General features: G+C 72.8%; 16 protein-coding genes and 1 pseudogene. 7 read left to right on the top strand and 10 right to left on the bottom strand.

The genetic code is table 11. The features are described 5' to 3' along the window. Positions 1 to 4: 4 nt before the first annotated feature. The 3 genes from OG485_RS20425 to OG485_RS20415 form a co-directional block, all read right to left on the bottom strand. Positions 5 to 1,531: a PTS transporter subunit EIIC gene (locus OG485_RS20425; protein ID WP_328669765.1), complete on the bottom strand. Its 1,527-nt coding sequence runs from the start codon at positions 1,529 to 1,531 to the stop codon at positions 5 to 7. Between the two features lie 16 nt (positions 1,532 to 1,547). Then, positions 1,548 to 2,483 (bottom strand): N-acetylmuramic acid 6-phosphate etherase, encoded by a 936-nt coding sequence (gene murQ / locus OG485_RS20420; protein WP_328669764.1) that lies wholly within the window; start codon positions 2,481 to 2,483, stop codon positions 1,548 to 1,550. A gap of 220 nt (positions 2,484 to 2,703) precedes the next feature. Further along, entirely contained in the window at positions 2,704 to 3,624 is a 921-nt protein-coding gene (locus OG485_RS20415) for a MurR/RpiR family transcriptional regulator (protein WP_328669763.1), read from the bottom strand. Positions 3,625 to 3,680: 56 nt separating this feature from the next. On the opposite strand from OG485_RS20415, the gene OG485_RS20410 reads away from it, so the two are divergent. Together OG485_RS20410 and OG485_RS20405 are read left to right on the top strand one after the other, a co-directional pair. Further along, positions 3,681 to 4,076 carry a hypothetical protein gene (locus OG485_RS20410; protein WP_328669762.1) on the top strand — a complete coding sequence of 132 codons (396 nt, stop codon included), beginning with the start codon at positions 3,681 to 3,683 and terminating at the stop codon, positions 4,074 to 4,076. Beyond that, positions 4,073 to 4,336 (top strand): DUF4031 domain-containing protein, encoded by a 264-nt coding sequence (locus OG485_RS20405; protein WP_328669761.1) that lies wholly within the window; start codon positions 4,073 to 4,075, stop codon positions 4,334 to 4,336. Before OG485_RS20410 ends, OG485_RS20405 begins: the two co-directional genes overlap by 4 nt. Before the next feature lie 96 nt (positions 4,337 to 4,432). On the opposite strand, the gene OG485_RS20400 is transcribed toward OG485_RS20405, so the two are convergent. The 4 genes and pseudogenes from OG485_RS20400 to OG485_RS20385 form a co-directional block, all read right to left on the bottom strand. Continuing rightward, on the bottom strand, positions 4,433 to 5,539 hold the full coding sequence (locus tag OG485_RS20400) for a GNAT family N-acetyltransferase (RefSeq protein ID WP_328669760.1): 1,107 nt from the start codon (positions 5,537 to 5,539) through the stop codon (positions 4,433 to 4,435). Next, positions 5,536 to 5,832, bottom strand: a pseudogene (locus OG485_RS20395) (Cmx/CmrA family chloramphenicol efflux MFS transporter); the annotation flags it as partial. The pseudogene OG485_RS20395 and the gene OG485_RS20400, both read right to left, overlap by 4 nt. A gap of 7 nt (positions 5,833 to 5,839) precedes the next feature. Then, on the bottom strand, positions 5,840 to 6,523 hold the full coding sequence (locus OG485_RS20390) for an HD domain-containing protein (RefSeq protein ID WP_328669759.1): 684 nt from the start codon (positions 6,521 to 6,523) through the stop codon (positions 5,840 to 5,842). Next, complete coding sequence (locus tag OG485_RS20385; RefSeq protein WP_328669758.1) at positions 6,481 to 7,563, bottom strand: helix-turn-helix domain-containing protein; 1,083 nt, start codon at positions 7,561 to 7,563, stop codon at positions 6,481 to 6,483. The genes OG485_RS20390 and OG485_RS20385 overlap by 43 nt, the downstream gene beginning before the upstream one ends. Positions 7,564 to 7,673: 110 nt before the next feature. On the opposite strand from OG485_RS20385, the gene OG485_RS20380 reads away from it, so the two are divergent. Both OG485_RS20380 and OG485_RS20375 read left to right on the top strand, forming a co-directional pair. Then, complete coding sequence (locus OG485_RS20380) at positions 7,674 to 8,705, top strand: saccharopine dehydrogenase family protein (protein WP_328669757.1); 1,032 nt, start codon at positions 7,674 to 7,676, stop codon at positions 8,703 to 8,705. Between the two features lie 16 nt (positions 8,706 to 8,721). After that, entirely contained in the window at positions 8,722 to 9,399 is a 678-nt protein-coding gene (locus OG485_RS20375; protein ID WP_328669756.1) for a maleylpyruvate isomerase family mycothiol-dependent enzyme, read from the top strand. A gap of 117 nt (positions 9,400 to 9,516) precedes the next feature. Here the strand turns inward: OG485_RS20375 and OG485_RS20370 are convergent, their stop codons facing one another. Next, positions 9,517 to 12,027 carry a peptidoglycan recognition protein family protein gene (locus tag OG485_RS20370; RefSeq protein WP_328669755.1) on the bottom strand — a complete coding sequence of 837 codons (2,511 nt, stop codon included), beginning with the start codon at positions 12,025 to 12,027 and terminating at the stop codon, positions 9,517 to 9,519. Positions 12,028 to 12,264: 237 nt separating this feature from the next. On the opposite strand from OG485_RS20370, the gene OG485_RS20365 reads away from it, so the two are divergent. Together OG485_RS20365 and OG485_RS20360 are read left to right on the top strand one after the other, a co-directional pair. After that, the gene (locus tag OG485_RS20365; protein WP_328669754.1) at positions 12,265 to 12,969 is read left to right on the top strand and encodes a copper homeostasis protein CutC; all 705 of its coding nucleotides are present in this window, start codon (positions 12,265 to 12,267) and stop codon (positions 12,967 to 12,969) included. Positions 12,970 to 13,224: 255 nt separating this feature from the next. Beyond that, complete coding sequence (locus tag OG485_RS20360) at positions 13,225 to 14,439, top strand: trypsin-like serine peptidase (protein ID WP_328669753.1); 1,215 nt, start codon at positions 13,225 to 13,227, stop codon at positions 14,437 to 14,439. A 96-nt stretch (positions 14,440 to 14,535) separates the two neighbouring features. On the opposite strand, the gene OG485_RS20355 is transcribed toward OG485_RS20360, so the two are convergent. Then, on the bottom strand, positions 14,536 to 16,500 hold the full coding sequence (locus OG485_RS20355; protein ID WP_328674572.1) for a HelD family protein: 1,965 nt from the start codon (positions 16,498 to 16,500) through the stop codon (positions 14,536 to 14,538). A gap of 537 nt (positions 16,501 to 17,037) precedes the next feature. On the opposite strand from OG485_RS20355, the gene OG485_RS20350 reads away from it, so the two are divergent. Then, positions 17,038 to 17,232, top strand: a complete 195-nt coding sequence (locus OG485_RS20350) for a hypothetical protein (protein WP_328451210.1) — start codon at positions 17,038 to 17,040, stop codon at positions 17,230 to 17,232. Between the two features lie 296 nt (positions 17,233 to 17,528). Here OG485_RS20350 and OG485_RS20345 read toward each other — a convergent pair whose 3' ends face one another. Further along, the gene (locus tag OG485_RS20345) at positions 17,529 to 19,175 is read right to left on the bottom strand and encodes a DNA repair helicase XPB (RefSeq protein ID WP_328669752.1); all 1,647 of its coding nucleotides are present in this window, start codon (positions 19,173 to 19,175) and stop codon (positions 17,529 to 17,531) included. Between the last annotated feature and the right edge of the window lie 69 nt (positions 19,176 to 19,244).

The following is a 19,244-nucleotide window of genomic DNA, read 5'->3' as shown; positions in this document are numbered from 1 at the left end:
GCGGCTACACGGCGGCCTGTTCCGGCCGGCGGGCCGGTGACGCGTCGCCGGTGTCACGGTCGAGTCCGCCGTCGGGACCGTCTCGGAGGGCGCCGCCGAGGCCGAAGAAGTAGGTGGCCGCGAACCCGACGGCGTACCCGGTCAGCAGGCCGCCCGCGTAGATCGCCGCGGTGACGGCGAGGCCCCGGTTGCCGGACAGCAGCGGGAACAGGGCCACGCCGGAGGGTCCGATGGCCGTCGAGCCGACGTGGTCGCCCAGCATCGAGAAGAAGCCGATGAAGGCACCGCCCGCCGCGCCGCCCGCGCAGGCCGTGACGAAGGGGCGGCCGAGGGGCAGGGAGACGCCGTAGATCAGGGGCTCGCCGACGCCGAGGAGCCCGGCCGGGAGCGCCGATCTGATCGTCGTACGGATCGAGGTGTCGTGGCGCAGCCGGACGTAGACCGCGAGGGCGGCGCCGACCTGGCCGGCGCCCGCCATGGCGAGCACGGGCAGCAGGACGGTGTAGCCCTGCTGCTCGATGAGCGTGGTGTGGATGGGGATGAGGGCCTGGTGCAGGCCCAGCATCACCAGGGGGAGGAACAGGGCGCCGAGGACGAGCCCGGCGAGGGCGCCGGTGGTGGAGAGCAGCCAGGCGGCGGCGGTGCCGATGGCGGCGGAGAGTTCACCGGCCGCGTACATCAGCGCGTACAGCGTGACCAGGCCGGTCAGCAGCACGGTGAGGGTGGGGGTGACCAGGACGTCCAGGGTCGGCGGGACCCAGCGGCGGCACCACTTCTCCACGTACGTTCCGAGCAGGGCCGCGGCCAGGGCGCCGAGGACACCGCCCTGGCCGGGGGCGAGCGTCACCCCGAGGACGGTCACCTTGGCGACCCCCGCGTACACGACGACCGAGGCCACCGCGCCGCCCAGGACCGGGGTGCCGCCGAACACCTTGGCCGTGTTGAATCCCACGAAGACGGCGATCAGCGCCATGAACCCGGCGGCGATGGCGGTCAGCGCGGGGGTCAGGCCCCTCAGTACGCCGAGGTTGATCAGCAGGCCGTTGAGGCCGGCGATGACCCCGCAGCCGATCAGGGCGGGGATCAGGGGCACGAAGACGTCCGCGATCCGCCGCAGGAACAGCTTGAGGGGGGTGGCGTTGCGGCGGGTCCGGGAGGCCTTCAGCTCGGCGCCGCGCAGGGCGAGCCGGTCCGCGGTGGTCGCCGGTTCGGTACCCGGAGCGGTGGCCGGAGCGGTGGCCGGTTCCGTGCCGGGCGGGGCGAGGGGGGCCGGGGCGCTCGCCAGCAGCGCCTCGAAGGCGGGCGTCACCCGGGCGACCGTGCCGGGGCCCAGCACGATCTGGTACGAGCCGTCGTCCGCGACCAGGCCGAGGACGGCGGGAAGGGCCCGCAGGCCCGCCTCGTCCACCAGGCCGCCGTCCCGCAGACCCAGCCGGAGCCGGGTCATGCAGTGGGCGACGGTGAGGACGTTCGCGGGTCCGCCCACGAGGGGGAGGATGGCCGCCGCTGTGTTGGAGTCCGGTGTGCTCACTCCCCGAGCGTGCTGGTCAGCCGGCCGAAGCCGCCAGCGCGGCGCGCAGATGGCCCTCCGAGTCCTCCAGAAGGCGGGCGGCGGTGGGCCCGTCGACGCCGCCGAGGATCGTCAGGATGGCGTTCTTCACCTCGCCGTCGGTGGCGGCGAGCGCGCGCTCGATCTCCTCGTCGGAGGCCCCGGTGGCGAGGGCGACGATGCGGCGGGAGCGGGCCCGCAGCTTCTCGTTCGAGGCCCGTACGTCGACCATCAGGTTCCCGTACGTCTTGCCGAGCCGGATCATCGTGATCGTCGAGAGCATGTTGAGGACGAGTTTCTGCGCGGTGCCGGACTTCAGCCGGGTGGAGCCCGTGAGCAGTTCGGGGCCGACCACGACCTCGATGCCGTGGTCCGCGGCGGAGGCGAGCGCGCTGTGCGCGTTGCAGGACAGGCCGACCGTGAGCGCGCCCTGTTTGCGGGCGTGCTCGACCGCGCCGACGGCGTACGGGGTGCGGCCCGAGGCGGAGACGCCCACCACGGTGTCGTCGGCCGTCAGGGCGAGCGCGTCCAGGTCGGCAGCCGCGAGTTCCCGGGAGTCCTCGGCGCCCTCGACCGAGGTGACCATGGCGGTCGGGCCGCCCGCGATCACGCCGACGACCCGGGAGGGATCGGTGTTGAAGGTGGGCGGGCACTCCGAGGCGTCCAGGACGCCGAGGCGGCCCGCGGTGCCGGCGCCCGCGTAGACGAGGCGGCCGCCGCGGGCCATGCGCTCCGCGATGCCGTCGATCGCGGCGGCGATGAGCGGGAGCTGCGCGGCGACGGCCGCCGGCACCGTCGTGTCCTCGCCGTTCATGAGCCGCGCGATCTCCAGCGTGGACAGGCGGTCGATGTCCGACAGCTCGGGGCGGAACGCCTCGGTGGTCAGCGTCTCCAACTCTGCTCGGAGATCACCGTAGTTGGGCATGGAGGTCATGACAGGGTCGGCTCTTTCCGGTGAGGTGTCGTATCCGCGGCCCCGGGGGCGGGGCGCGGGCCGGGACGACGCGCGGCACCGCCGCGCGGGCGCCGACAGCCGCCCGCGGGACCGCGCTCTCCCTGCTGGTTCAATTTCCCCGGTGCCCCGAGGCGCCGGCTCCAGCTCCGCCGGTCGGTGCCGCGGCCCCGGATCCCGGGTCCGGCGGGATGCGGTGCGGCTAGCGGCCGCCGCGCGGGGAGTGGCGGTGCGCCAGGGCCTCGTACGAGGCGGACAGCGCGGGCGCCGCCGTCTCGTAGGTGCGCTGGGCCACCCCCACGAACAGACAGTCCACCACCAGGAGCTGGCTGGTGCGCGACGACATGGCCGCCGGGCGCAGCTCGCTCTCCCGGGCGGTCGAGGTGGTGAGGACGTGGTCGGCGTACTGCGCGACCGGTCCGCTCGGGCGGCCGGTGATCGCCACCGTCGTCGCTCCGTGCTCGAAGGCGACCCGCAGCGGTTCGATGACGTCGCCGGTCGAGCCGGAGTGCGTGATGGCTATCGCCACGTCCTTGGCGCGCAGCTGCACCGCGCCCGTCACCGCGAGGTGCGGGTCGCTGTGCGCGTGGGCCATGAGCCCGATCCGCAGGAGTTTCTGCAGGAGATCCTGGGCGACGAGCCCGGACGCGCCGACACCGTAGATGTCGACGCGGCGGGCGGTGGCGATGGCGGCGACGGCGGCGCCGAGCTGGACCGTGTCGAGCGCGGCGGCGGTGTCGGCGAGGGTCTGCTGCTCGTCGTAGGCGAGCTTGGCGACGACGTCGGCGATGGGGTCGTCGACCGCTATGTCGGCGGTGACGGCGGGGGCCCGGCCCGACTGCTGCTGCGCGGCGAGCCCGGCGAGCGCGAGGCGCAGGTCGCGGTATCCGGGGTAGCCGAGGAGGCGGGCCGTGCGTACGACCGTGGCCTCGCTGGTGCCGGTGAGCTCGGCGAGTCCGGTGACCGTGAGGGCCGCGCACCCGGCCGGGTCACCGGCGACGGCCTCGGCGACCCGCTGCATGGAGCGTGTCATCGTGGGGGCGAGGGTCCGCACCTTGGCCGCGAGGGCCGCGGGGGCGGGCGGTGCCTCACCCGCGAAAATTTCCTTCACGTCATGGGTCACGTTATGAAAGATATTTTCCTTTGGGGCATGCGGTCAAGGGTGCGCACAATAGGGGCATGGACCCCACCGGCAGCCCCCTCAGCCCCCTGGAGCAGGCGTTGCACGCGGCGCGCGCCCGTGTGCTCGCCGACCTGATCGCGGGCCGGGTGGCCGAGGCGGACGTCGTCTCCCTGGTCGAGGACTCGGTGGTGCAGCGCCGCTGGTGGGTCGAGCAGTGGCCGGAAGGCGCCGGGTTCGTCGCCGGGCTCGTCGCCCAGGACGTGCAGGACGCGATCCTGGAGCGGCACGGACGGTGGCCGCTGTGCCCGGTGTGCTCCAGCGGCGACCCGCACGCCCTGGAGGTGGAGCCCGAGTTGGGCCCCGACCCGCACTGGGTGTGCCACCAGGCGGGCGTGAAGATCTCCCCGGTGGGCGCCCTCGGCTCGGCGACCGGCACGAATCCGCCCTCGTGACCGTGTACATCGATCCGCCCACCTGGCCGGGCCACGGCCGGGTGTGGTCCCACCTGATCAGCGATGTCTCCTACGACGAACTCCACGTGTTCGCCGACCGGCTGGGCGCGCCCCCGCGGGCCTTCGAGCGCGACCACTACGACATCCCCTCGCACCGCTACGCCGACGCGGTCGCCGCGGGCGCGGTGGAGGTCAGCAGCCGTGAGGTCGTACGGCTGCTGCACGGGGCGGGCCTGCGCCGGCGCAAGCGGGCGCGGTGACCGGAGGAAACCCCGGAGGAAACCCGCTCGCGCGGCGAGGCCGACGGTGTGCGGGCCAGCGTACGGGCGGAGGCGCGCCGGGACACTCCGACGGTCTCAGCTGTCGCGGGCGTACAGCCGCAACGACCCCTCCCTGTCGTGCAGTTCGTGGCCGAACTGCTCCAGGCCCTCGCTCACGCGGGTGAATCCGGCGCGGGCGACCACGCGTTGGGAGGGAGCGTTGTCCCGGTCGATGGTGGCGAACAGGAGCTTGACGTCGTCGCGGGCGAGGGCGTACTCGGCCAGGGCGCGCAGGGCCTCGGTGGCGTACCCCTGGCCGCGGGCGTTCTCCGCGAGGTCGTAGCCGACCTCGGCGCGCTCGTTCTCGTCGGGCGCGCCGTGGAAGCCCATCGCGCCGACCGCCCGCCCGTCCTCGCGCCGCACGAGCACGAATATCCCCCACTCCGGCCGGTGCAGTCCCTTCTCGTAGGCGCTCACGGCCATCCCGGAGGCGTCCCGGGTGCCCTCGAAGGGGCCGCCCTCGACCCACTCGAAGCCGCCGGTGCCGCCCGTGTGCAGATCGGCGGCGGCGGCCGGGGTGACCCCCTCGAGGGTGAGCCGCTCGGTGTCGATCACCAGGTTGTTGCTCCAGCGCCACTCGGTGAGCGGTTCCCGGCCGGGCAGGTCGCCGCGCCCGGTGGCCCACAGGAGCGTGCTCCACGGGGCGTCGGGCTCGGGGCGCACGTGCGGGAAGATCGTGGTGAGGACCCGGGTGCACAGCTCGGCCGGAGGCTCGTACGGCAGGCCGAGGCCCTCGGCGATGTCGTGCGTGTGCAGCAGGACCTCGGCGACCCCCATCGCGGCGAAGCCCTCCCGGTTCGCGCTGCGGAACGGGTACGGGTGGAAGGCGCGCACCTCGCGCGGGGTCGTGCGGACGGCGGCGGCGAGCAGGGCGCCGGTCGTCTCGATCACGTCGACGACCCCCGCGTCGCCGGTGCCCTCGTCCAGCGTGATCCCGAACGGCACGTACGCCGTGCCGGCCCGCCCGGCCAGTTGCCCGGCGTACGCGATGAGATCACTCGCGATGTGTTCGGCGGTCCGCCGGCAGCTCCACTCCAGCCGTCCCGCCCGTACGCCGTCCCAGTCACGTCCGGCCGCCGCCCGCAGCAGCGCGGCGCAGCTCGCGACGGCTTCCTCGATCTGATCCCCGCCCATGTCTGTCATGCGGCCGAGAATAGGACGGATCTCCCCTGGGAACGTACGGGTTTCCTGGCCACGAGGGTCAGACAGACGGCGGCGGCCGTCAGCGCCGCGCCCACCCAGGCGGTGGCCGGGTATCCGAGCCCCGCGTCGATGACGGCCCCCCCGAGCCAGGGACCGGCGGTGTTGCCCAGGTTGAAGGCGGCCGTGGTGGTGGCGGCCGCCAGGGTCGGGGCGGCCGCCGCGACCTGGAACATCCGGGCGTTCAGGGCCGCGGCGGTGCTGAAGCAGGCGGCTCCGAGGAGGAGACCGGAAGCTGCCCCGTCAGGCGTCCGTCAGCGACGCCAGTTCGTCCTCCATGTTCCGGCGGGCCGGTGCCGCCCAGACACGTTCGCCGTACGTGGTCCTGAACAGCCGTGGCAGGTCGAGGAGCTGACGCAGGACGGCCGCGCGGCCCACGCGGAAGGCGTCGTCGGGGACGAAGGCGTACTCCTCGCGGACGGCGGCGGCGTAGGCGGCGTACGCGGCCGGGGGCGAGGCCAGGATCGCGAGATCCGCGTCGCACAGGACGGCGCCGTCGGTGTCGTGGCCGGCGGGGTCGTGGGAGACGGTGAGCCGGACGAGCCGGGCGACCTCGGCGGTGCGGTCCGGGGCGATGCCCAGTTCGGCCAGGGCCCGTTCGGCGAGCCGGGCGGAGCGCTCCTCGTTCTCCGAACGGTCCGGGAGGTACACGGCGTCGTGGAACCAGGCGGCCAGGCGCACGGCGGCCGGATCGCCCGCGCGCTCCCCGTGGGCCTCCAGTACGTCGATGTGGCCGAGGACCGCGAGGAGATGGTCGGTGGTGTGGTACCGGCGCCGGGGTTCGGCCCAGCGGGCCAGGAGGTCGGCCCCGTAGGGCTCCGGCGCGGGGCCGGACCCGCCCTCGCCCTCACGTGCGGCCAGGACGGTCTCCGCCCAGCGCTTCGTCAGCTCCGCGTGGGCCGGGTGGCGGTTGCTCTCTGCTGCCATGCCGCCATTGTCCCCGCCGCGGGGCTCCCCGTCGTGGTGCCCGTATCGGTCCCCGTCGTGGTGCTAGGCGAAGGCGCGGGGCCGGGGACAGGGGCGGGGCGGGTCCGTGCGCGGAAGGTGCGGCGGTAGGCGTCCGGGGGCACGCCCACCGTGCGGTTGAAGTGCCGGCGCAGTGTCGTCCCGGTTCCCATGCCGGTGGCCGCCGCGATGGCGTCGACGCCCGCGTCGGTGGTCTCCAGCAACTCCTGCGCATGGCGGATCCGTTGGGTCAGCAGCCACTGGAGCGGGGTGGTGCCGGTCACCGACCTGAAGTGGCGGCCCAGGTTGCGCGAGCTCATCCGCGCCTGGCGGGCCAGGTCCTCCACGGTCAGCGGACGGTCCAGCCGCTCGATGACCCAGGGGAACAGCTCGGCGAGCGGATGGTGGTCGGGTGCGGGCACCGGCGTGCTGACGAACTGGGCCTGGCCGCCGTCCCGGTGCGGGGGCACGACCAGGTTGCGGGCGACGGTGTTGGCGACCGAGGAGCCGTGGTCGAGGCGGACGAGGTGCAGGCACAGGTCCATGGCGGCGGCCTTGCCGGCGGAGGTGAGCACGCCGCCGTCGTCCACGTACAGGACGTCCGGGTCCACCAGCACCCGGGGATGGCGGGCGGCCAGGGTCCGGGTGTGCGCCCAGTGCGTGGTCGCGCGCTTCCCGTCCAGCAGCCCGGCGGCGGCCAGGACGAACGCGCCGGTGCACAGGGAGGCCACGCGTGCGCCCGCCTCGTGGGCCGCGCGCACCGCGTCGACGAGGGCGGCGGGCGGCTCCCGGTCGATGTCGGCCCAGCCCGGGACGATCACCGTGTCGGCGTACCGGAGCCGGTCGAGGCCGCGGTCGGGCTCCAGCCGGAACGGTCCGACGCGCACCGCCTTCGGCCCGCAGAGCGCGAGGTCGTACCAGGGCACCCGCACGGCGTCCGGAGCGGAGCCGAAGACCTCGCAGGCCAGGGCCAGTTCGAAGTGCAGCATCCCGTCGGTGACGGCCAGCGCGACAGAGGTCATGTCCGGAATTGTATGGGGCCTGGCGTTCCGGACACTCGTACGGGGCGCCCGTTCTCGCCAGGATGTCCTTACGGATCAAGGCAGTTCACTTCGAGCACGGGGGAGAACCCATGGAGTCGGGGCAGGCAGTGACGGTGTTCGGCGCGTACGGGCACACCGGCCGGTTCGTGGTGGCCGAACTGCTGGAGCGCGGGTTCACCCCGATCCTCTCCGGCCGGGACGCCGAGAAGCTGAAGGAACTGGCGGCCTCGTGGCCGGGCCTGGACGTCCGGCCGGCCACGGTCGACGATCCGGCGTCCCTCGACCGGGCGCTGACCGGCGCCGCGGCCGTGGTCAACTGCGCCGGGCCGTTCGCCACGACGGCCGGCCCCGTGATCGAGGCGGCCCTGCGCGCCGGGATCCCGTACGTGGACGTGGCGGCCGAGATCGAGGCCAACCTCGACACGTTCGCGCACTTCGCGGAGCCGGCCGAGGCCGCGGAAACGGTGATCGTCCCCGCGATGGCCTTCTACGGCGGCTTCGGCGACCTGCTGGTCACCGCCGCGATGGGCGAGTGGACGGCGGCCGACGAGGCGCACATCGCGTACGGGCTGAGCGGCTGGCACCCCACCGCCGGGACGCGCGCCGCGGGCGCGGTCTCCCGGGAGCGGCGCGGCGGCCGGCGCGTCCGCTACACCGAAGGGCGGCTGGAGTACGTCGAGGACGCCCTGCCCACCCTGGAGTGGCCGTTCCCCGAGCCGATGGGCCCGCGCGCCGTTCTCGGGGAGTTCTCGATGGCCGACGTGGTCACCGTGCCCAGCCACCTCGCCGTCTCCGAGGTGCGCACCTACATGACCGTCGAGGCGGCCGGGGAACTGGCGGCCGCGGACACCCCCTCTCCGAGCCCGGTCGACGAGCGCGGGCGGTCCGGGCAGACCTTCCTCGTCGACGTCGTGGTGCGCTCCGGCGGCGCCGAACGGCGTGCCGTGGCGCGGGGCCAGGACATCTACGCCGTCACCGCGCCACTCGTGGTGGAGGCGCTCGAACGCATCCTGACGGGACGTACCAGGACGGTCGGCGTCGCCTCCGCCGGCGAGATCTTCGACGCCCGGGACTTCCTCCGCGCGCTGTCCCCGCACATCTCCTTCGAACTGCGCCGGTAGCCCCTAGCGTGGAGTCATGATTCCTCAAGACGCACACGATGTACGGGACCCGGAACTGCCCGGTCTGCTCCTGCGCACCGAGCGCGACGCGCTGATCCCGCTGCTGCGGGCCCGCCCGGAGGACGACTTCGCCCGCCTGACGGCCGGGTGCCCGGCGTGGACGGTGCGGGACGTGCTGGCGCATTGCTCGGCCGTGCTGACACGGGTGGTCGAGCGCCGTTTCGAACCAGGGGTGTTCGAGGCCGAGGTCAACGACCGCGACATCGCCGAGCGTGCCGACTGGCCGACGGCGCGGGTCATCGACGAACTGGAACGCGGGATGACCGAGGCGGGCCCGGCTATCGCCCGTACCCGGGGCGTGCTCGACGCGGTCGCGCTCGGCGAGTGGATCCACGCCGGAGACGTGCGCGAGGCGTTCGGCGAGCCGGGCGCCTACGAGGGGGAGGGACTCCCGCACGCCCTCGCGCTCCTGGTCCGCTTCAGTCGCGCGGGCGACGGGGTACCGCTGCACGCCGACCTCGACCATCTCGACGACCCGCTGCGCCTGGGTGGCGTCCCCGGCGACCGTCCCCCGGCCCGTTACATCGGCGACGCCGCGACCCTCGTACGGCTCTTCTCGGGGCGGCCGGTCCCGAAGACGACGGCGTACGAGCTGGTGGGGGCACGGGAGGAAGAGCTCAATCTGTTCGGTTGAACCGTCGGTCGAACGTCGGTCGAACCGCGGACCGGATCCTCGGCGAGCGCGACGGATCCGGCGGTCAGGGCGGGCCACCGCACCGGCACGGCGCGGTGGCCCCGACCGGCCGGACGACTACTTGAGGTACACCAGTCCGTCGGTCGTGACCGTGGGCCGCCCACCGGTGCCGACGACCAGGAGCTTCACCGTGTGCCTGGCGGCGGCGGCCCAGGTCGTCGCCCAGATCGCGTCGCGGTACTTGGTGGTCGTCGTCCTCAGGTCCACGGTGGCCGTCTTCTTGCCGTCCAGGTAGACGTACACCTGACCGGAGGTCGCGGCGCGCGAGACCACCAGGGCCGCCGAGCGTCCGGTGAAGGTCCAGGTCAGCGAGGAGCTCTTCGTGGAGCTGCTGTACGACTTGCCGCCCAGGTAGCTGCTCGACGACTTGGACGTCCAGGTGCCGGTCCTGGTGGCCGCGCTCTCCTGGAGGATCACGGGGGTGCCGCTCACGGAGGCCGAGCGGGCGTTGCCGGTCCGGTCGTACGCCGTCATCCTCCAGGTCGTGGCCACACCGGACTTGGCCGTGAGGCTCGCGCTCGTGACCGTCGGGCCGTACGTCCTGGCGACCGGGGCGGTGAGGCGGACCTCCTTCAGCTCCTTCGTGTCGGTGGCCTTCCACTTCAGGGTGAGCGGGACGGCCGTGGTGCTCACCGTGCCGGTGCGCAGGGCGAGATTCGGCTGGGTGGAGAAGACCGGGGGCGTGGTGTCGGCGGGGGTGGGTGCCTTTGTGGTGGGCGAGGCGGTCGGGGTGGGGGTGGTCGCCTTCGAGGTGGGTGAGGTGGGCGAGGAGGTTGCGGCGGGGGTGGTGGCCTTGGCGGTGGGCGAGGCGGTGGCCGCGGGGGTGGTGGGGTTCGTCGTGGGCGGGGTGGTCGTGGCGGGGGGCGTGAGGGCCGGGGCGGGGTCGGCGAGGACGGTGACGTCCTCGGTGATCGCGGTCCGGCCGGACTGGTGGACGCCCCGCACGGAGACCTTGTGGGTACCCGGGGCCAGCTTCACCTCGGCGGAGGAGGCGGTGCCGGCGACTGTGGCCGCGACCTCGCCGTCGACCAGGACGTCGTACCGCCTGACCAGGGCGGCCGGGGTCGAGGCCGACCACTTCAGGGTGACGGCGGTGTCGGTGAGGACGGTGGTGCCGGACACGCCGGTACCGGTGACCGAGTCGAGCTTGAGCCCTTCGACCGTCCCGCCCGCCCAGGCGCGGACCGTGGGCAGCATGGCGTAGTACGCGTCGCCGGGGCACACGGTGTTGTAGCCGTCGCGGTGGCCGTGGATGACGGGGAAGGTCATCCTGGTGCCCGCGTCCCAGGTCTGGCGGAAGTAGTTCGGCCCGCTCGCGCCCGCGGTGAGGGTGGTGGTGCCCGTCGGGTCGACGCCGTACTGGCCGAGCTTCCACGCGGCGAGCCGGGCGACCGAGGTCATCGCCTCCTTCGAGGGGGCGATGTCGCTGTAGTCACCGATGACGGCGATGCCCGTGGTCTCTGAGTTGAAGCCGTAGGCGTGCGCGCCCATCACGGGCCGGTCGACGCCTCCCTTGCGGCCTTCGTAGATCGTGCCGCACTTGTCGACGAGGAAGTTGTAGCCGATGTCCTTCCAGGTCAACTGCTGTACGTCGTAGGCGTAGACGGCCCGGACGAGGGCGGGGGCCTCGGCGCAGGTGTAGTCGTTGGAGGTGGCGGTGTGGTGCAGCACCACCGCCTTGATCCTCCCTCCGGGCAGATAGCCGGGCTCCTCGGGGCTGATGGACTCGTCGGCGCCCCAGCCCTCGCGCGAGGTGATCGGCGGGCGGGGCGCGGTGGACGGCGGGGCCGGGGGCACGGTCGCGGTCGGCGAGGCCGGGTCCGGCGCGGAGACGGTCGGGGAAGGACTCGCGCTCCCGGTGGACGGCTGCGTCTGCGTCCGCGTGGGTTCCGCGGAGTCCGTCGGACCGGACGAGGGCCCGGCGGTCCGGGTCGAGGACGGGGCGGGAGAGGTGGTGTCCGCGGGGGCGTCCGTCGTGGCCGGATCCGTCGCGCCCGCCGTGCCGGTCGGGTCGGCCGTGCCGGTCGGGTCGGCTTCGCCGGTCGGGTCGACCGGGTCCATCACGAACCCGGCGGGCTCCATCGCCGAGGCCGTACCGCCGGGGTCGATCATGTCCAGCCGGAGACCCTCGGGCAGCCGCCGCGACGCACCGCTCGACATCCGCACCTGGACCCCGTCGGACGGGCCCACCCACGCGGGCGCGGTGCCGCCGCGGGACGCGCCCCGCTCGCCCTCGCCGCTGTCACCGTCCAGCCGCAGCCACGTCGACCACGTGTGACGCGCCGTGTCCCGGGTCCGGACCTCGATGGTGCCGCTCACCCGTGCGGACGCCTCGGCCCAGGTGATGCCGAGCATGCTGAAGGGCACGGTGTGCCGCCGGTCCAGCCGGGCGGACGTGCCACCGTCGGCCACCGTCAGCGCGGCGGTGGCCGAACCGGTCCGGATCGGCCCGGACCTCCCGTGGCCCCCGGAGCCGCCCGTGTCCCCGCTGCCCGCCCCCTGGACGATCAGTGTCCCGGACACCGCCGCGACCGCCAGAACGGCCGCACCCCACCCGCGTCGTCGCACTGCCCCACCCTTCACGCGACCTTTACATGATCTCTGCGCACGAGGAGGTTATATGAGGGTTCAACTATGGCTGGAACAGGGCGGAGCCGGGCCCGCGGGCCGGGGGTGCCGGGAGGGACCCGGGCCGGAAACCGCCGCGACCTCCCCTTCGTTCGCCGTGATCTTCTCGCGCCTCCGCTCCCGCCCGCGTACTGTTTGATTGGACTAGACCTATAGCGGCCCAGGAGAAGAGGTCCGATGAGTGAGCGGAAGAGCGCAGTCCTGGAGGTGATCGCCCTCGGCGTGGAGGACGCGGTCGCCGCTCAGGCCGGCGGGGCGGACCGGCTGGAGCTGGTCACGGACATGGCGGCCGACGGGCTGACCCCGTCGGTGGAGACCTTCGCCGGGATCCGTGCTTCCGTCGACATCGCGCTGCGCGTGATGCTGCGCCTGTCCGACGGCTTCTCGGCCGGCGGCGCGGCGGGCGTCGACGCTCTCGTACGGGCCGCGGGCGACCTGCGGGACGCGGGCGCGGACGAGTTCGTGCTCGGTTTCCTCGACGAGCACGGCGGCCCCGACCTGGCCGCCCTGGAGCGGATCGTCGCCGAACTGGACGGCTGCCGCTGGACGTTCCACCGCGCGATCGACCGCGCCGCCGACCGTGACGCCCTGCGCAAGCAGCTCGCGGACCTGCCCGGTCTCGACGCCTATCTGACCGCCGGGTCCCCGACGGGCGTCGACGACGGACTCCCCGTCCTCACGGCCGAGGGTGCCCGCCACGGGGAACCGGGGTACGAGCCGCGGATCATGGTCGGCGGCGGTCTGCGCCTCGACCATCTGCCGCAGCTGCGAGCGGCGGGCCTCGACACCTTCCACATCGGCGGTGCCGCACGTCCCGGGGGCTGGACGGGGCCGGTCTCCGCGGAGTCGGTACGGCAGTGGCGGACGGCCGTCGACGCGTAGGCGGCCGGTCCCGCGGGGCGGGTCCCGCGCGTCGGTCCCGCGTTCCGGTCGGCTGCGGGCGATCCGGTCCGGCAGGTCACGGATCCATCTCCGCCACGTAGTTGTTGTGTTGTGAGAGTCGCACGGCGATCACCGAGCAGCCTTTTGCGTGCATATTTGGTCGCGCCCCGATCGGCCGGGGCATGACAATCACACATGTGTGCGTGCCGGCGAAAGCGGTGCGGCAGCACAGCAGCATCAGGGGGACCAGGCTTCATGCCATCCATACGCAGCCGCACGCTCGCGGCAGCCGCGGCCGTGATCGCGGCCGTCATGATCACCACCACGGCCTGTGACAGCAAGAAGGACGACGAGGGGGCCGTCGCCAAGCCCACGGCGTCCGCCCAGGCCGGCAAGGGCGTCGACACCGGCCAGGACGACGGCTCCGTCTCGATCGGCGGCTACAAGCTGCCCGCGGGCATTCCCACCGAACTCAGCGGCGCCGCCCTGGACAAGTGGAAGAGCGGAGGGTGGCAGGACTACAGCAACTGGGCTTCCAAGGCGGAGGACTTCGCCAACCCGTACATCAAGGACTTCTGGTCGCCGGAGAAGATGGCCGAGGCCAAGGCCGGCATCCCGGTCGCCCAGGCGGGCAGCACCAGTTCGGGCTCGGGCAGCGGTGCCACCTCCTACCTGCCCGACGGCAAGGTGAAGAAGCAGACCGCCGCCAAGGTCAAGGGCACCTATCACCACTACGCGCCGCCCGTCGGCAAGATGTTCTTCTCCTCGCCCCAGGGCAACATGGTCTGCTCGGCCGCCGTCGTCACCGACCCGGCCCACCCCGGCAAGTCCAACCTGGTGTGGACCGCGGGCCACTGCGTGCACGCGGGCAAGGGCGGCGGCTGGTACCGCAACATCGCCTTCGTCCCCTCGTACAACAACAGCGCGAGCCTGAGCAGCCGCCAGATCACCGACCCGCGCGCCAAGTCCGTCTCCCCGTACGGCATCTGGTGGGCCGACTGGGCCACCACCTCGTCCCAGTGGATGAAGGGCGGCGCCCACACGGGCAACGCGGCCTCCGGGTACGACTACGCCGTGCTCCACGTCAAGCCCGAGAAGGGTGGCAAGTCCCTTCAGGAGCAGCTCGGTTCGGCGCTGCCGGTGTGGTTCGGCGCTCCGGCCGCCAACAAGGTCACGTCCATGAAGGTCCGCGGCTACCCGGCCGAGTCGCCCTACGACGGCTCGAAGATGTACGACTGCCACGGCGCCACCAAGCGGTTCGTGCTCGCGAGCAACGTCCCCGCCCAGTTCATGATCGGCTGCACCATGAACGGCGGCGCCTCCGGAGGGCCTTGGTTCATGAGCCACAACGGCCGGACCTATCTGGTCTCCAACAACTCGCTGAGCGACCGCAAGACGTTCATCACCGGGCCGCGCCTCGGTGAGAACGCCAAGCAGGTCTACCTGGCCACCAGCAGGAAATTCAATTAGGGCTCCGCGGCACACGGCGAACGGCCCTCGGCGTACATGCCGGGGGCCGTCGGCGTCCGTGGCGAGGGCGCGGCCGGGGGCCGTCCGCTCGCCCGCTCAGCCCAGTTCGGCCGGGAGCGGTGCCGCGTGGGTCACGACCAGCCCCGAGACCGCACGGGTGAGCGCCACGTACAGACGGCGCAGCCCGGTGCGCTCGTCGGGCTCGCCGTCGACGACGGCCTGTGGCTCGTCCAGGACCACGTAGTCGTACTCCAGGCCCTTGGCGAGCGAGGCCGGCACCAGCGTCAGCCGGGTCTCGGCCGTCGTCTCCTCGCCCGGACCGAGATACGTCCGCCCCGCCGCCGTCAGCGCCTCGGCGAGCACGGGGATCCGGGCGTCGGCGGCGATCAGCCCGACCGACCCCTCGTGACCCAGCAACTCCTCCACCGCGCCGAGGACTTCGGCGTCCGCCGCGCTCGCGCGCACCTCGAAGAAGCCCGGGTTCTCGCGCACCGAGGCGACCGGCGCGAGACCGGGCGCGATGTACGGCAGCAGCCGGGAGGCGTAGGTGATGACGTCCGTGGGGACACGGAAACCCGCGGTCAGCTCCTCGACGACCGCGTCCCCCTTGCCCAGATGCCCGAGGGCCTCCTCCCAGCTCCGGGTCGCCCACGGGGTCGTCCCCTGCGCCAGGTCCCCGAGCACGGTCGCCGACCCCGTCGTGCAGCGCCGGCCCACCGCGCGGTACTGCATCGGGGAGAGGTCCTGCGCCTCGTCGAGCACCACGTGCCCGAGGGAGTGCGTGCGCTGGACGAGATCCGTGGCCTCGTCGATCAGTACGGCGTCGGCGGCCGACCACTTCGCGCTCTTCACGCTGCGCACCGGCTTCGCCCAGAGGATCTCCTTCTGCTCGCCCTCGTCCAGCAGCCCCTCCGCGTGCGCGGCGAGGAACTCCGCGTCGGTCAGCAGCCGGAGCACCAGCTTGGCGGGGTCGACCTGCGGCCAGATCGCCTTCACGGCGGCCTTCACGGCGGCGTTGCGGGCCACGGCGTCCTGCACCCGGTCGTCCGGCGCCTCCCCGGAGCGCTCCATCTGGACCAGCACGGCATGCGCGATGCGCTGCGGAAGGGCCTGGTGGGCGGCGCCGTACCGGATGTCCCGGTCGAGCAGCTCCCGGACGATCTCTTCCAGTTCGTACGCCGGGACGCGCCAGCGCCGGGACCCCCTGACCACCACCACCGGCTCGGCCGGGACGGTCACGTGCGAGCGCACGGCCCGGCGCAGCACCTGGGCCATCCGGGCGTCGCCCTTGATCACGGCCGCGGCCGCGTCGTCGCTTCCGCGCACCTCGACATGCGCGACGAGGTCGTCGACGGTCGCCTGCCTGACCTCCAGCTCGCCGAGCGCGGGCAGGACCTGCTCGATGTAGTGCAGGAAGGACTTGTTCGGCCCGATCACCAGGGTGCCGGTGCGGGCGAGCCGCTCCCGGTGCGCGTACAGCAGATACGCGACCCGGTGCAGGCCGACGGCGGTCTTTCCGGTGCCGGGACCTCCCTGCACACAGACCGAGCCGGACAGCCCGGACCGTACGATCTCGTCCTGTTCGGGCTGGATGGTCGCCACGATGTCGCGCATCGGGCCGACGCGCGGGCGCTCGATCTCCTGCTGGAGCAGCTTGCTGGTGGACGCCGCCTCGGCCGGGTCGGACAGGTGCTCGTCCTCGTAGGCCGTGAGGTCGCCGCCGGTGTAGCCGAAGCGGCGGCGCAGCCCGACGTCCATCGGGTCCTTCTTGGAGGCCCGGTAGAACGGCTGGGACACCGGCGCGCGCCAGTCGATGACCATCGGGTCGCCGTCGTCGTCGTGGACATGGCGTCGCCCGATGTAGAACCGCTCGCCCTCGGCGCCCTCCGCCAGGTCGGAGCCCGGGGCGTGCAGATAGTCGAGCCGCCCGAAGAACAGCGGGGTGTGGCTGAGGTCGGCGAGGGCCTTGATGCGCTCGGCGATCTGCCGGTGCAGCACCTCGGCGTTCACCCAGTTCGCGGTGACGTCGCGGATGTCGAGGTTCTCCGCGTCCTCGCGCATCGCGCGGAGCGCGGAACGGGACCGGGCGAGATGGGAGCGCTCGCGGGAGAGGGGATCGTCGGAATCGGTCGGGGCGCCGGCCGGACCGTCGGACAGGGGGGACACGGGGAATTGCCTCCGGAAACCTGCGTGGGGGTGCTGCGGGAGTACCGCGGTGCTCTGGCAGTGCTGCGCGATGATGCAGATCGTGAATCGCTGCGGATTTCGTCGGGAATCCGTCGGGAATCCCTGCGGAATCCGTGGTGATTCCGGGTGCCGTCCGGTTTCCGGCCGGGCGGCGGCACTCCGTGAAGGGAGGCGGGCAAGACCGAAGATTCTAGGCGAAGGACGGATGCCGGGGCCAATGGTTTTCCCGGTGCCCGAGCGCCGTGTCCTTGCGGTGCCCGCCTGGCGTGTCAGGGTCCGGCCCCTGAGTCCCTAGGGGGCGGGGTCCGTCGTGAGGCGTAGAGCGGACCGTCCGGGCCGTACCTGGGGTGTGGGTGGGGTTCGGTCCGGGGACTGACGCCGTTCGGGTCGGGGCAGTCGCACCATGGAGGTATGAGCGCAGTCACTTTCACCCCAGGTCCTGCCCATCCCGGGTCCGTCGCGCACGGCGCGACGGCCGTCACGTCCGTCGACCACCGTCACCGCCTCGGCGACGCGCTGAAGGCCGTCAAGGTGTTCGGGCGCGCGGCCATCGGGGTCGTGTTGCTCGGCGAATACGGCGAAGAAGCGGGCGTACGGCGCCACTGACGTGTACGCCCGCTTCCTTTTGCCGCTAACCCGGACCCCGGCCCGCCGGTAGACGGCTCGGCCTCGTTCGACTTGCCCGCCCCTGGGGCTCCGCCCCGGACCCCGCTCCTCAAACGCCGGAGGGGCTGGAGTTTTCGCCGGCCGGGGCTGAATTTTCGTGGCCCGGGCCCGGAATTTTGGCCTGTCGGGCCACGAATTTTGGCCGGCCCGGTCCGGAATTTTGGCCGGCCGGGCTGGATCTTCATGGCGGCCGGGCTGGTTCTTTGCGGTGGCCGGGCTGGATTCTGAGCGCCGGGCTACTCGGTGTCGGCCAGGATTTCGTCGGCGTCCATGATCCGGTAGGCGTAGCCCTGTTCCGCCAGGAAGCGCTGGCGGTGGGCGGCGAAGTCCTGGTCGATCGTGTCGCGGGCGACCACGGAGTAGAAGTGGGCCTGGTGGCCGTCGGCCTTCGGGCGCAGGACGCGGCCCAGACGCTGGGCCTCCTCCTGGCGGGAGCCGAAGGTGCCCGAGACCTGGATGGCCACCGTGGCCTCCGGCAGGTCGATGGAGAAGTTGGCGACCTTGGACACGACGAGCACGCTGATCTCGCCCTCCCGGAAGGCGTCGAACAGCTTCTCCCGCTGGGCATTGCTGGTCTCGCCCTTGATGACGGGCGCGTTCAGATGCTCGCCCAGCTCGTCGAGCTGGTCGATGTACTGGCCGATCACGAGGATCTGCTGACCCGCGAACCTGCGGACCAGCGCCTCGGTCACCTTCCGCTTGGTCGCGGTGGTGGCGCAGAAGCGGTACTTCTCCTCGTTCTCGGCGGTGGCGTACGCGAGCCGCTCGGAGTCGGTGAGGTTCACCCGCACCTCGACACAGTCGGCCGGCGCGATGTAGCCCTGCGCCTCGATCTCCTTCCAGGGCGCGTCGAACCGCTTGGGCCCGATGAGCGAGAAGACGTCCGACTCGCGCCCGTCCTCGCGTACCAGCGTGGCGGTCAGCCCCAGCCGGCGCCGGGCCTGGAGGTCGGCGGTGAACTTGAAGACCGGGGCGGGCAGCAGGTGGACCTCGTCGTAGAGGATGAGGCCCCAGTCGCGGGAGTCGAAGAGCTCCAGGTGCGGGTAGACGCCCTTACGCCGGGTCGTCAGCACCTGGTAGGTGGCGATGGTGACCGGGCGGATCTCCTTGCGGGTGCCGCTGTATTCGCCGATCTCGTCCTCGGTCAGCGAGGTCCGCTTCACCAGCTCGTGCTTCCACTGCCGGGCGGAGACGGTGTTGGTGACGAGGATGAGCGTGGTCGCCTTGGCCTCCGCCATCGCACCGGCGCCGACGAGCGTCTTGCCCGCGCCACAGGGCAGCACGACCACCCCGGACCCGCCGTGCCAGAAGTTCTCCACGGCCTGCCGCTGGTAGGGCCGCAGCGCCCAGCCGGTCTCGTCGAGCTCGATGGCGTGCGCCTCGCCGTCCACGTACCCGGCGAGGTCCTCGGCCGGCCAGCCGAGCTTCAGCAGGGTCTGCTTGATCTGGCCGCGCTCGGAGGGGTGCACGGCCACGGTGTCCGGGTCGATCCGGTTGCCGACGAGCGGCGCGACGCGCTTGGAGCGCAGCACCTCTTCGAGGACGGGCCGGTCGGTGGTGGTCAGGACGAGCCCGTGGGCCGGGTGCTTGCTCAGCGTGAGGCGTCCGTAGCGGTCCATCGTCTCGGCGATGTCCACGAGCAGCGCGTGCGGGACGGGATAGCGGCTGAACTCCACCAGCGCGTCCACGACCTGCTCGGCGTCGTGCCCGGCGGCCCGCGCGTTCCACAGGCCGAGCGGCGTCACCCGGTAGGTGTGGATGTGCTCGGGCGCCCGCTCCAGCTCGGCGAAGGGGGCGATGACCCGACGGCAGGCGTCGGCCCGCTCGTGATCGACTTCCAGCAGAAGCGTTTTGTCGGACTGGACGATGAGCGGTCCGTTCACACGCGTCCCTTTCTGCGCGGCGGCACCCGGCGCGGATGCTCGGCCAAACCTCCAGTGTGCCCTACCGGC

The sequence above is a fragment of the Streptomyces sp. NBC_00328 genome, assembly GCF_036139655.1.
Classification (GTDB): domain Bacteria; phylum Actinomycetota; class Actinomycetes; order Streptomycetales; family Streptomycetaceae; genus Streptomyces.
Note: the sequence above shows the minus strand (reverse complement) of the source record. Positions and strands in the feature narration are given on the sequence as shown.

What these genes read in the sequence shown, in the direction of transcription:
- murQ (WP_328669764.1), bottom strand. Translation starts at nt 2,483, where the DNA reads ATGACCTCCATGCCCAACTACGGTGATCTCCGAGCAGAGTTGGAGACG.
- OG485_RS20410 (WP_328669762.1), top strand. Translation starts at nt 3,681, where the DNA reads ATGGACCCCACCGGCAGCCCCCTCAGCCCCCTGGAGCAGGCGTTGCAC.
- OG485_RS20400 (WP_328669760.1), bottom strand. Translation starts at nt 5,539, where the DNA reads ATGACAGACATGGGCGGGGATCAGATCGAGGAAGCCGTCGCGAGCTGC.
- OG485_RS20390 (WP_328669759.1), bottom strand. Translation starts at nt 6,523, where the DNA reads ATGGCAGCAGAGAGCAACCGCCACCCGGCCCACGCGGAGCTGACGAAG.
- OG485_RS20385 (WP_328669758.1), bottom strand. Translation starts at nt 7,563, where the DNA reads ATGACCTCTGTCGCGCTGGCCGTCACCGACGGGATGCTGCACTTCGAA.
- OG485_RS20380 (WP_328669757.1), top strand. Translation starts at nt 7,674, where the DNA reads ATGGAGTCGGGGCAGGCAGTGACGGTGTTCGGCGCGTACGGGCACACC.
- OG485_RS20375 (WP_328669756.1), top strand. Translation starts at nt 8,722, where the DNA reads ATGATTCCTCAAGACGCACACGATGTACGGGACCCGGAACTGCCCGGT.
- OG485_RS20365 (WP_328669754.1), top strand. Translation starts at nt 12,265, where the DNA reads ATGAGTGAGCGGAAGAGCGCAGTCCTGGAGGTGATCGCCCTCGGCGTG.
- OG485_RS20360 (WP_328669753.1), top strand. Translation starts at nt 13,225, where the DNA reads ATGCCATCCATACGCAGCCGCACGCTCGCGGCAGCCGCGGCCGTGATC.
- OG485_RS20355 (WP_328674572.1), bottom strand. Translation starts at nt 16,500, where the DNA reads ATGCGCGAGGACGCGGAGAACCTCGACATCCGCGACGTCACCGCGAAC.
- OG485_RS20350 (WP_328451210.1), top strand. Translation starts at nt 17,038, where the DNA reads ATGAGCGCAGTCACTTTCACCCCAGGTCCTGCCCATCCCGGGTCCGTC.